13 protein-coding genes are annotated in these 11793 nt (G+C 47.2%); 2 read left to right on the top strand and 11 right to left on the bottom strand.

What is annotated here, in order from left to right; all coding sequences use genetic code 11:
- Positions 1–17 precede the first annotated feature (17 nt).
- The 5 genes from NO559_RS01130 to NO559_RS01110 form a co-directional block, all read right to left on the bottom strand.
- Complete coding sequence (locus NO559_RS01130; RefSeq protein ID WP_258329925.1) at positions 18–821, bottom strand: enoyl-CoA hydratase/isomerase family protein; 804 nt, start codon at positions 819–821, stop codon at positions 18–20.
- Positions 822–986: 165 nt separating this feature from the next.
- On the bottom strand, positions 987–1199 hold the full coding sequence (locus NO559_RS01125; RefSeq protein WP_258329924.1) for a hypothetical protein: 213 nt from the start codon (positions 1197–1199) through the stop codon (positions 987–989).
- A gap of 132 nt (positions 1200–1331) precedes the next feature.
- The gene (locus NO559_RS01120) at positions 1332–2939 is read right to left on the bottom strand and encodes a carboxyl transferase domain-containing protein (RefSeq protein WP_258329923.1); all 1608 of its coding nucleotides are present in this window, start codon (positions 2937–2939) and stop codon (positions 1332–1334) included.
- Between the two features lie 72 nt (positions 2940–3011).
- Positions 3012–4181 carry an isovaleryl-CoA dehydrogenase gene (locus NO559_RS01115; RefSeq protein WP_258329922.1) on the bottom strand — a complete coding sequence of 390 codons (1170 nt, stop codon included), beginning with the start codon at positions 4179–4181 and terminating at the stop codon, positions 3012–3014.
- 42 nt (positions 4182–4223) lie between these two features.
- Positions 4224–4610, bottom strand: coding sequence for a MerR family DNA-binding transcriptional regulator (locus tag NO559_RS01110; RefSeq protein WP_258329921.1), 387 nt, complete (start codon positions 4608–4610; stop codon positions 4224–4226).
- Between the two features lie 286 nt (positions 4611–4896).
- Between NO559_RS01110 and NO559_RS01105 the strand changes: the two genes are divergently transcribed.
- Positions 4897–5556, top strand: coding sequence for an ABC transporter substrate-binding protein (locus NO559_RS01105; protein WP_258329920.1), 660 nt, complete (start codon positions 4897–4899; stop codon positions 5554–5556).
- On the opposite strand, the gene NO559_RS01100 is transcribed toward NO559_RS01105, so the two are convergent.
- From NO559_RS01100 to NO559_RS01090, 3 genes are all read right to left on the bottom strand, one after another.
- Complete coding sequence (locus tag NO559_RS01100; protein WP_258329919.1) at positions 5553–6731, bottom strand: thiolase family protein; 1179 nt, start codon at positions 6729–6731, stop codon at positions 5553–5555. The two genes, NO559_RS01105 and NO559_RS01100, sit on opposite strands and share 4 nt — an antisense overlap.
- Before the next feature lie 63 nt (positions 6732–6794).
- On the bottom strand, positions 6795–7568 hold the full coding sequence (locus NO559_RS01095; RefSeq protein ID WP_258329918.1) for an enoyl-CoA hydratase: 774 nt from the start codon (positions 7566–7568) through the stop codon (positions 6795–6797).
- Positions 7569–7617: 49 nt separating this feature from the next.
- Complete coding sequence (locus tag NO559_RS01090; protein WP_258329917.1) at positions 7618–8775, bottom strand: acyl-CoA dehydrogenase family protein; 1158 nt, start codon at positions 8773–8775, stop codon at positions 7618–7620.
- Positions 8776–8922: 147 nt separating this feature from the next.
- Between NO559_RS01090 and NO559_RS01085 the strand changes: the two genes are divergently transcribed.
- Positions 8923–9927 carry an AraC family transcriptional regulator gene (locus NO559_RS01085; RefSeq protein ID WP_258329916.1) on the top strand — a complete coding sequence of 335 codons (1005 nt, stop codon included), beginning with the start codon at positions 8923–8925 and terminating at the stop codon, positions 9925–9927.
- Between the two features lie 36 nt (positions 9928–9963).
- On the opposite strand, the gene NO559_RS01080 is transcribed toward NO559_RS01085, so the two are convergent.
- The 3 genes from NO559_RS01080 to NO559_RS01070 are packed head-to-tail and all read right to left on the bottom strand — an operon-like array spanning position 9964 to position 11697.
- Positions 9964–10653: an SIMPL domain-containing protein gene (locus tag NO559_RS01080; RefSeq protein ID WP_258329915.1), complete on the bottom strand. Its 690-nt coding sequence runs from the start codon at positions 10651–10653 to the stop codon at positions 9964–9966.
- 8 nt (positions 10654–10661) lie between these two features.
- Entirely contained in the window at positions 10662–11072 is a 411-nt protein-coding gene (locus tag NO559_RS01075; RefSeq protein ID WP_258329914.1) for a biopolymer transporter ExbD, read from the bottom strand.
- A 10-nt stretch (positions 11073–11082) separates the two neighbouring features.
- On the bottom strand, positions 11083–11697 hold the full coding sequence (locus NO559_RS01070; protein WP_258329913.1) for an energy transducer TonB: 615 nt from the start codon (positions 11695–11697) through the stop codon (positions 11083–11085).
- Positions 11698–11793: the final 96 nt, after the last annotated feature.

The raw sequence follows: 11793 nt of genomic DNA, 5'->3' as shown, positions 1-11793 counted from the left end.
TACGCGCCAGTTGGCTTTTATTGATCTTTATACCACTGCGGTTTTCGTTTTTCCAAAAAGGCGCTTAGGCCTTCTTGCCCTTCAGGGCCAGCGCGGCGCTGGGCTATAGCTTGGCAGCTGGTTTCTATAATGGCTGCATCTATAGGCTGGTGAGCAAGCTCAAAAATTAATTGCTTGGCGGCGCTCATGGCGCTGGGGCCGTTGCTAAGCAGCTGCTTGCAGATATTGGCTATGCAGTTGTCTAGCTCGTTGCTGGCCACCACCTCTGAGGCTATGCCTAATTGCAACGCTTTTTGCGCATCGATTAGCTCGGCGCTAAGGCAGTAGCGGCGGCTGGCGCGTTCACCTATAGCGGCTATTACATAGGGGGCGATAGTCGCAGGGATTAGGCCTATTTTAACTTCGCTTAAACAAAACTTGGCGTCGCTACTGGCAACAACTATATCGCAGCAGCAGGCTAAACCTACTGCGCCACCATAGGCGGCCCCTTGTATGCGGGCGATAGTTGGCTTACTCATAAAATTAAGCGTTTTTAACATTTGCGCTAAACCGTGGGCATCTTGCAGGTTTTGCTCATAGCTGTAACTGGCCATGCGTTTCATCCAGGCTAAATCACCACCAGCGGAGAAGTTTTTGCCGCTAGCGGCTAAAATCATGGCGCGTATATTGGGGTCGTTATCGATGGCTTGAAAGTGGCCGATTAGTTGGGCAATCATGCTGTCATCAAAGGCGTTATTTTTTTCTGGCCGGTTGAGGGTAACGGTGGCTATGCCATTGGCGCTGATGGTGGTGCTTACTGTATTCGCTGTGCTGTCAGTCATGGTATGGCCTATTAGTCTACTAGCTGGGACGGTATAGGGCTGTTGCTGCTTTTTTTTATATTTTAGCTGCTGTTTAATCGCTGTATAGCGAGTAGGGGCGGGCAGAGGGCATAGCTAGGCTTATGGCTTATGCGCACTCTGCGGGCTTATGGTTTTAGCTGTGGCCTAGTTTTGTGGTGTTGGCTCAGTCGGTTCGGCAGGTTTAGGCTTGGGTTTGGGGGGCGCCATGCTTTGCTGGCCGCTAACACCCGAGCCCACTTGCTCTATTGTGCCGCCTGCTTTGAGAAAGGCCTGCACTTTGTCTTCTATAGATTCGGAAGTTTCTACGGCGGCTGGCTGTTTCTTTTTACCTACGGTTTTTAACGGTTTAGTTGCCATGTTGGGCCTCTAATAGATGGGGGTTAGGCCATTGTATACAAAAGTGAGGGGATACTCTCGCGTAAAACTTAACAATTATGGCTAATTGACGCGAATAGTTAGCATTTATAGCTATCTATAGCGCATATATGGCTACATTCTAAAGAGCCCAAATTGAGTGCTGGCTATAGGTGCATTCAGGCTGGCCTCTAAGGCGCTGCCTAGCACTGCTCGAGTATCTTTAGGGTCTATAACTCCATCGTCCCATAACCGTGCTGAGGCGTAATAGGGATGGCCCTGTTGCTCGTATTTTTCTTTAATCGGTTGTTTAAAGTCATTTTCTTCTTGCTCGCTCCAGCTTTCACCGTTTTTTTGTTTTTGCTCGCGCTTAACCTGCGCTAATACGCCAGAGGCTTGTTCACCCCCCATCACCGAGATACGGGCATTGGGCCACATAAACAAAAAACGGGGGTCGTAGGCGCGGCCGCACATGCCGTAGTTACCTGCGCCAAAAGAACCGCCTATTAATACGGTGAGTTTAGGCACTTGTGCGGTGGCTACGGCGGTAACCATTTTGGCACCGTGTTTGGCTATGCCGCCTTGCTCGTATTGTTTACCCACCATAAAGCCGACGATATTTTGTAAAAAAATCAGCGGGATTTTTCGCTGCGCGCACAGCTCGATAAAGTGCGCGCCTTTTTGTGCAGACTCGCTAAATAAAATCCCATTACTGGCTACTATGCCCACAGGTTTACCGTATAAATGCGCAAAGCCACAGATTAGGGTTTTACCGTAGAGTGCTTTAAATTCGTGAAACTCAGAGCCGTCCACTATGCGAGCAATAATTTCATGCATGCTATAAACCTGGCGGCTATCGGTAGGAATAACGCCGTACAGTTCTTCGGCGGGGTATAAGGGCTCAGTAATGGCTTGGCTTGCTAGGCTGTTATTTTTTTTGCGATTGAGGTGGGCAACGGCTTGCCGCACTAATTGTATGGCGTGCAAATCATCCTCGGCGTAGTGATCGGCGACACCGGATTTTCGGCAGTGTACTTCGGCGCCGCCTAGTTCTTCGGCGCTTACCTCCTCACCCGTGGCTGCTTTAACTAGGGGCGGGCCGGCTAAAAAGATTGTGCCCTGGTTTTTAACGATAATTGATTCATCGGCCATGGCGGGTACATAGGCGCCACCGGCTGTGCAAGAGCCCATTACACAGGCAATTTGGGGGATGTTTTTAGCTGACATATTAGCTTGATTAAAAAAAATACGGCCAAAGTGTTCGCGGTCGGGAAATACTTCATCTTGGTGGGGGAGGTTGGCACCGCCGGAATCGACTAAGTAAATACAAGGCAGTTGATTTTGCTCGGCTATGGTTTGGGCGCGTAAATGTTTTTTTACGGTCAGTGGATAATAGGTACCGCCTTTTACCGTGGCATCGTTGGCAATAATCATGCATTGCTGGCCATGGATAACAGCTATGCCAGTAATAATACCGGCGGCGGGCACGGTCTCTTCATAGACTTGGTAAGCGGCCAGCGCTGATAACTCAAAAAAATGGCTGTCTTTATCGATAAGTAATTGGATTCTGTCGCGTACTAATAATTTTCCGCGATCTTGATGACGGCGTTGATTTTTTTCGCCGCCCCCTAATTTAATCGTTGCTAACAAGGCCTGTAAGTCATCAACCTGAGCTTGCATATGAGCGGCATTTTTTGCAAAGGCGGTACTTTGCTTATCGATAGCTGTTTTGATAATACTCATAGGATAAATCTCTTGGTGGACTTTAGTTATGAGTCTCTAGTTTTCTAGAGACTAGAGACTAGAAACTGCCATCTATCGACTCTGTTCAAACAATTCTCGGCCTATTAACATGCGGCGTATTTCGGAAGTGCCCGCACCTATTTCATAGAGTTTGGCATCGCGCAGTAGGCGGCCAGTTGTAAACTCGTTGATATAACCATTGCCGCCTAAAGCTTGTATGGCTTGCAGTGCCATTTGGGTGGCTTTTTCGGCGCTGTATAAAATAACCCCGGCGGCATCTTTACGTGAGCTTTCGCCTAAGTCGCAGGCGCGGGCTACGGCATATAAATAGGCGCGGCTGGCGGCTAGCTCGGTATACATGTCGGCTATTTTACCTTGCATAAGTTGAAACTCGCCTATGCTTTGGCCAAATTGTTTGCGGTCGTGTAAGTAGGGTAGTACTACGTCTAAGCAGGCTTGCATAATACCTACGGGGCCACCGGCTAGTACGGTGCGCTCATAGTCTAGGCCGCTCATTAATACTTTTACCCCTTGCCCTACGCTACCTAAAATATTGGCGGCGGGTACGGCGCAATCTTGAAACACTAGCTCGCAAGTGTTGGAGCCGCGCATGCCTAGCTTGTCTAATTTTTGGTGGCGGCTAAAACCATCACTATCGCGTTCGACAATAAAGGCGGTGATGCCTTTGCTGCCAGCGCTGTTATCGGTTTTGGCATAGATGACATAGGTGTGGGCATCGGGGCCGTTGGTGATCCACATTTTGTTGCCGTTTAAAATATAGTGGTCGCCCTTTTTTTCGGCTTTAAGTGCCATGCTGACCACATCGGAACCGGCATTAGGCTCCGACATGGCTAGCGCCCCTATATGCTCACCGCTGCAAAGCTTGGGTAGGTATTTTTGCTTTTGTTGCTCGCTGCCATTTTTAAAAATTTGATTAACACACAGATTGGAGTGAGCGCCGTAAGAAAGCGCTACAGAGGCCGAGGCGCGGCTGATTTCTTCCATGGCTACCACATGGGCTAAATAACCCATAGCGCTACCACCGTAAGTTTCGCTAACGGTAATGCCCAACAAACCCATGTCGCCAAACTTTTGCCACATATCCATGGGGAACTCATTACTGCTATCAATTTGTTGGGCGCGAGGGGCTAGCTCTTTTTGGCAAAATTGATAAACGCTGTCGCGCAACATATCTATCTCTTCGCCTAGGTGGTAGTTGAGGGTTGGATAGCTGCTGTTCATGATAGGCGCCTGCTGTAGGTCTAGCTGGAATATGATAAAACCTTAGGCGCTATTTGATTTATTGGCTAGGTAGGCCAGGCATTGTTGCTCGGAATTTTTTAATTCTTGCAGCATGATCTCTATATCATGTTGCTGCTGGATTAGTTGCTGGCGTTTTTGTTGTATCTTGTTAAGAAATACTTGCAGCTGTTTCTCATTGCCCTGCTGTGGGTTGTAAAGGGCAATAATTTCGCAGCTTTCTTGCAGGCTAAACCCTAAGCGCTTACCACGTAAAATTAGCTTGAGTATGACTCTGTCGCTATCGCTGTATAGACGGCTATTAGCTTGCCGACTTGGCGTTAATAGGCCTTTTTCTTCATAAAAACGTATGGTTCTAGTTGTGATGCCAAATTCACTTGCCAACTCGGAGATGCGGTAGGGTTTACTCATGGTAAGGCCTATAGAAAAGGGCTATAAAGAAGGTGTTAACCAACCTAGTACTTAAGCTAGCTGCCGTTTACGTTAACGTCAACTAAGGCTTCGCTATAACTATTGGTGCTATAGCGCGGCTTTTAATTGGCGCTATAATTATTAATCATGTTATGGGCTTAATGGAGGGAGTTGCTTAACAGTTTTTACCTAAGGAATTAGTCCTATGTTAAGGCGTTATTTTTGCAGATTTACCTTGGCTGTGCTGCTTAGCTCTCCTAGCTTAGCTGGGGAGGTCACGATCGCTATGGGTAACTTCGAGCCCTATTATGTGAAACAGGGTGATTCGGGGGTGTTTGCTGAGATTATTAACGCCACTTTTCAACTGATACCAGAATATCAGCCTAAGTATGTTTTTGGTCACAGCAATGAAGGCCTGTGGGCGGGGTTTAAATCCGGCCATGTTGACGCTGCTAGCAATGTATTTGATTCAGTCGCTGTTGATGGTTGTTTGTCTGCGCCTATATTCCGGTTTCGAGATGTGGCTGTGAGCAAGGCCAACAGTCACTTAGTCATTAACCAGATTGATGATTTTAAAGAAAAAAGCATTGTCACTTTTCAAGGGGCTAGAGGTTTTTTGGGTGAGGAATTTAGCCTAGCGATTACCGGTGCATATTTAGAGGTTGCAAAGCCTGAGCTGCAATTGCGTATGTTGCTGGCTGATCGCTACCAGGTAAGCGTGGGCGATATGTTTATTTTTTTGCAGGCGATTAAAAATTTAAACGATAAAAATATCCGGCCGCAAGATTTTACTTTCCACACAGTTTTCAAACCTGTCTATAGTCGTATGGCGTTTCATGATAAATCGCTATGTAAAAAGTTTAATCTGGCCTTTGAGCAGATTAAACAGAGCGGCCAGTATGAAGAAATATATCAGTCGTATTTGCAGCGTTTAGATTATCGTTAAAGCACTTCCAGGGCTATAGCTGTGGCTTCACCGCCACCTATGCAAAGGCTGGCCACCCCTTTTTTTAGCCCCATACGCTTTAAAGCGTAAATTAGTGTTACCACTATACGAGCACCAGAAGCTCCCAGCGGATGCCCCAAAGCGCAGGCACCGCCGTGTATATTAACTTTGCGGTGATCTAAGCCCAGTTGTTGCATAGCCAGCAGGGTAACGACGGCAAAGGCTTCGTTAATCTCCCATAGATCCACGTCATGACTTGACCACCCCGCCTGGTCTAACACTTGATTGATGGCGCCTATGGGCGCTAGGCAAAACTCGCTGGGGGCTTGCGCATGAGTCGCTTGTGCTATGAGGCGCGCCAAAGGTTTATGGCCTTGCTCTAGGGCATGGCTTTCACGCATTAAAATTAATGCGGCGGCACCATCGGAGATAGAGCTGGCATTGGCGGCGGTAATGCTGCCGCCTTTTTTAAAAGCGGGTTTTAGCTGGGGGATTTTTTCGGGCTGCGCTTTGCCGGGTTGTTCATCTAGAGCAATGATGTGTTCGCCGTTGCGGGTAGCTAGGCTAACAGGGGCAATTTCGTCTTGCATTAGTTGTTGTTGCGCGGCCGCCTGCGCTCGCTTTAGCGACTCTACGGCATAAGCATCCATGGCTGTGCGGCTGATGTTATAGTTGTCGGCGGTGCTTTGGCCAAAGTGGCCCATTAAGCCGCCGGTTTCGGCATCTTCTAAACCGTCTAATAATAAACTGTCTAGCACCTCGCCGTGGCCCAGTCGTAAACCTTGTCGGGCTTTGGGCAGTAAGTAGGGGGTGGCGCTCATATTTTCCATGCCGCCGGCAACTATCACCTCGGCATTGCTCGCAGCTATTTGGTCACGGCCTATCATGATGGCTTTCATACCCGAGCCACAAACCTTGCTAATAGTGGTGCAGGGTATGGATGTGTCCAGCCCAGCCTTAAGTGAGGCTTGCCTAGCCGGAGCCTGCTTTAAACCCGCTGATACCACATTGCCCATATACACTTCGTCTATGTGGCTTACTGCTGCTTGTACCAGTGCAGCTTTAATTGCCACCGCGCCCAGCTCGGTGGCAGGGATGTTGGCTAGCTCACCTTGCAGGCCGCCCATGGGGGTGCGTTTGGCTGCGACGATGACGATGTTGTGTTTGTTGCTCATAGTTTTCTATATAGTGCTTATGGGTGGGTGAAATATAATTTTAGCGGCTAAAGTTTTTTACTTTTAGGGTTTCCATACCGGCTGACGTTTTTCTAAAAACGCACTCACCCCTTCTTGTTGATTTTGATCATCCCATAATTGCACAAATAATTCTCTTTCTTGTTGTAGGGCCTCGGCCATGCTGTTGTTGCGTGCTTGCATAATGAGATTTTTACAGTGACGCAGAGCGGTGGGGGATTGTTTGGCAGCTAGCTGTGCTAGCTCTAAGGCTTTGGTTAAAACTTTGCCGGTGGCAACTAGCTCTTGTACCAGGCCTATGTTTACTGCTTGTTTAGCATTAATATGCTCGCCCAATAAAATCATACGTTTAGCCCAGCCTTCGCCAATCAACCAAGGCAGTTGTTGGGTGCCTAGGCCACAGGGTAGTAAACCCACAGAAGCTTCAGGCAGAGCCATTTTGGCTTGTTGTTCGCACAGGCGTATATCGCAGCACAATGCGGCTTCTAAACCGCCGCCCATGGCGTAACCGGTAATGGCGGCGATGGAAACACCTTGGTAATCGCTAAGGGCTTGAAAAGCATCGCCAAAGGCTTGAGCAAATTCTAAAGCTAGGCTCTTATCACGATGATTAACGGTATTGAGATCGGCACCGGCGCTAAAAAACTTTTCACTGTTGCTGTGTATGATGAGGGCGCAGTTGCGCTTGTTGTTATTGAGTTCGGTTATTATATTTTCTAGCTGTTTTAGGCTGGCTATGGTCCAGGTGTTAGCGGGTGGATTATTTAAGGTGATAATCGCAATATGTTCTTGCTGTTGGACTAATAATGTTTCGCTCATGGCTGTCGTCCCTAATTTCAGTCTCTAGTTCTCTGTCTCTAGCTGAGTGTTATAAGATTTCTTTTAGTAAATCCCTAGCAATAATCAGCCGCTGAATTTCGCTGGTGCCTTCGTAAATAGTGGTGAGCCTTACATCGCGGCTCATGCGCTCTAATGGATGATCTTGTAAATAACCGGCGCCGCCTAATAATTGCAAAGCGGTATAGCAGGCGTGGTTGGCTTTTTCGGAGGCGTATAACTTGGCCATGGCGGCTTGGGTGGCAAAAGGCTGGCCCTGCTGTTTTAAGCTGGCGGCCTGCATAAGAAGTAGGCGAGCGGCTTCTAACTCGGTATAGCTATCAGCCAACATCCATTGCAGGCCTTGGAAGTGGCCTATCTTTTGGCCAAATTGTTCGCGCTCAGTCATAAAGTGTTTGGCATAATCCATGGCCGCCAAGCCTATACCCAAGGCCAGTGAGCCTATGCCTATGCGGCCGCCAGCCAACTCGGCTACGGCTATACGGTAGCCGCTGTTTTCGCTGCCGAGTAAAGCGCTGTGGGGGATATGACAATCGTTAAAGCTAACCACGCTGGTGTAAGAGCCATGCTGACCCATCTTTTTTTCGGGAGGGGCTATATCCAAGCCTTTGCTGCCCGCCTCGACTAAAAAACAGCTGATGCCCTTGCCCTTGGGGGCGTTGGGGTCGGTAACGGCCCACACTACAAATACACCGGCATAGAGGGCGCTGGTGATATACAGCTTGCTGCCGTTTAGCCGCCAGCCCTTGCCTTGTTTAACGGCCTTGGTTTGCATGGCGGCTGGGTCTGAGCCTGCCTGTGGTTCGGTGAGGCAAAAGCTGGCGGCGGCGTATTCGCCACTGCATATTTTGGGGAGGTAGCGCTGTTTTTGGGCCTCATTGCCTATGGCTTGTATTACCTCAGCCACCATATTGGTCACCGAGGTGGTAGTGGCGGTAGCGGCACAGGCTTTAGCTAGCTCGGTAATGGCTAAACTAAAAGCAACGGTACCGGCCTCGCTGCCGCCGTATTGGCTGTTAACCCCCAGCCCCATAAAGCCCAGCTCGGCTAGTTGTTTAAGGTTATCTAAAAACCTATTGTGCTGGCGGTGTTGGTCTATGTCGGCGGCTATGGGGGCCAGCTCTTGCTGGGCAAAGTGCTGGGCGGTTTGTTGGATGAGGATTTGTTCTTCGCTGAGGCTAAAGTCCACAGTGGTCACCTTAGAAAGTGCGAGTCTTACTATTGACGATAGTTGCTTTTGCTAAATTTGCTTAGTGTTAGTCACATAAAAGATCTTTATTCACCTAAATGATAGGGCTATTATGTGGGCTAATCATGCACTGCGGGAGTTATAACCTTGGCCACTACCTCTGCCTTTTATGCCAAAACCTCATACTTGGGGGCTAAGCTCAAAGGGGTTGATACCGATAAACTATTAGCCGAGGTGGGCCTAGATGCTGAAAAAATCCAGCAACCGGGGGCGCGGGTCAACGTGATACAAATGACTCAGCTGATACAGCTGATCTGGGCAGAGCTGCAAGATGAGTTTATGGGCTTTACCCAGCACCGCTGCAAGCCTGGCACCTATGCCATGAAATGCCAAATGGTAAGCCACTGTGAAAACCTTAACTCGCTATTTGAGCAGGGGGTTAAATTTTATAGCCTGGTGACTGACGATATAGTCATGGGCTACGAGCAAACCGACGAGGGCATGGAATTTAGCATACGCATGGCTGACCCCGATTTAGATCCTAATCATTTTTATTTAGAGTTTTGGTTAATGTTGTGGCACCGCTTTGCCAGTTGGATGATAGGTAAAAAAATCAAACTGAAAAAAGTCTATTTCAATTACCCCGCACCTGAGCATGTGGCCGACTTTGATATACAGTTTTCCTGTGAGTGTATTTTTAACGCAGATATCACAAAATGCGTGTTCCCCAGCCACTACGGTACTATGCCGCTGGTGCGCACCCAGCGCGAAATCGCTCATTTTTTAAAAGATGCTCCGGCCGGCATTATGGTGATGCCCGGTGAAGACGACAGCACCGGCCTAAAAGTTAAAACTTTTTTATTGGATAGTTTTGAAAAAAATCATGTGTTCCCCGCCTTTGAAGCCGTAGCCAGCTATTTAAATAACAGCCCGCAAGCGTTACGCCGACATTTAAAAGAAGAGGGCAGCAGCTATCAAAAAATAAAAGACGTAATACGCCGCGACCTAGCTATAGAGCGCATCTGCGTGCAAAACATGGCGGTGCATAAAGTGGCCAGCTACTTAGGCTTTACCGAACCGCGCTCCTTTACCCGCGCATTTAAGCAGTGGACGGGGTTGTCGCCTAAGCGTTATAAGCATAGGAATAAATAGCTGCTTAGGCGCTGTTGCCTTCGTAGTAAACTGTGTTTATTCGCCTATCAAAAAAACAGCATATATTGTGTTGTGTATCTTTTGTTTGTTAATAATAAAAAGGCTATTCGACTTGCCCATTGGACTATCCAGTGACATGGCTAGGTGTTGCCGCTCTCTATGATTCTGTTGCTCGGATATTTTTTGGATAGTGCTAATGCTTTTATTAAATTGCTTGGCAATTACTTTTGCCTTTTCTTGTATGTTTTGAATAGCTATTTCTAGGGCGTCTTTGCGCAGCTGGGTAATATTGCTGAATTTATAGTCTATATGTTCAAGTTCGCTAATACGGTTCTTAAGTAGGCTGTTAATTAGAGGGGAGTAGTAGTTTAAATCGCGCAGGGTTATGGTGATATTTCTACCGACTTGTTCGCCTAGATAGATTTGTTCTCCTTCATGCCACTTATATTTAGGTGCGGCATAAATCGTCGATGCGTTTATGTCCTCATGGCTAATGTTAAATTGTGAGAGCGAATTTAAAACAGCTAAGCTGACTTCATCGACGTGTTGTTTTGACGCCTGTAGGCTTTTAGATAACTTAGAGATGCTAATGCTTATTTCTGCATAGTCAGGATAGGCCTCTACATATCCCGAACCCGATAGGCTGATATAAGGCTTATCAATTTCAAAATTGCTATAGCTGAATGAACTGATGCACAGGCCAATAGTTAGGATTAGTGTTTTCATAATATGTCCTATTTAATTTCGTCGTTGTTGTTTAAACTAACGCCTAGTATGCCTGCAGCCCTAGCTGCATCTGCGACAGCAGTTAATGTTGCCGTGGTAGATTGGTTGTGGGCTTGAATAATAACGTTGGCTTCAGGATTTTTAGCACTATGACGCTCAAAATAGGCACGTAATGCCCGTTTATCGATAAAGCGTTTATCAATAGATATCTGATTATCTGGGTGTATTGTGGCGGTGATGTTTTGATTTTTTTCGGGCTTAACTAGGGCTGATGAATCTGGCCTATCTAGGGTAATACTGGCTTCTTTTATAAACGAGGCGGTGACTATAAAAAATATCAACATGATAAAAACAACATCTAACATGGGTGTCAGGTCGATACTCGCTGCAGTGTTTTCTTTTGTGCGTAGCTTTTTCATAATAAGCTCCTTATTGATCTAGGCTGTAGCTAATACGAGTGGTCATATTGCTTATAGCGATGGCTACGCCATCTTCCATTGCCGGTTTGTATTTCCATTTCTTTAAGGCGCGAATTGAAGCCTGTTCAAAATAACCCCGGGGTTGAGCATCGAGTATGCGAATATTTAATGTTTGCCCTGTTGCGCTAAGGTCAAAAACTAAATCTACATAACCTTCTATGCCTTTTCTTCTGGCCCTTTCTGGGTAGTTTGGCGCGACTTGCATCATGGATATAGCGTTGCCTGACATCGCGTTAGAGCTTGGGTCTATATCTATACCTCCCTCATAATCAGTAGGTATTGTGGTGCCATCTATGGGGGCATTAATAGGCATAGTCTCGAGCATGGCGAGTGGTGGGTCGACTGGATCAATAGGTGGTTTAGGTTTTTCAGGTGTTTTTACTTCTATCTCTTTATCGGGCTCCATAATGGGCGCGCGAATGGCCGTATGGCTTACGCTGCTTATTGGGGTGTCCATTTCTATTAATGCTTGCATGAATAACAGTAAGGCTATGGTGATAAATGAAGCTGATACCATGGCAGAACTAATACGTGCTGAGTGCTGGTAGAGTTGATGCAATATCATGTTGAGCTCCTTTTCAGGGTGAGTTTGGCCCCTGATTAGTTATCAGTGAAAAAATGAAGGGTTTATTTAGGTAAGTGTTACTTATACGTAACCGGA

Source organism: Dasania sp. GY-MA-18 (genome assembly GCF_024734385.1).
GTDB classification, from domain to species: domain Bacteria; phylum Pseudomonadota; class Gammaproteobacteria; order Pseudomonadales; family Dasaniaceae; genus Dasania; species Dasania phycosphaerae.
The sequence above is the reverse complement of the archived record's forward strand: the minus strand, read 5'-3'. Positions and strand labels throughout refer to the sequence as shown.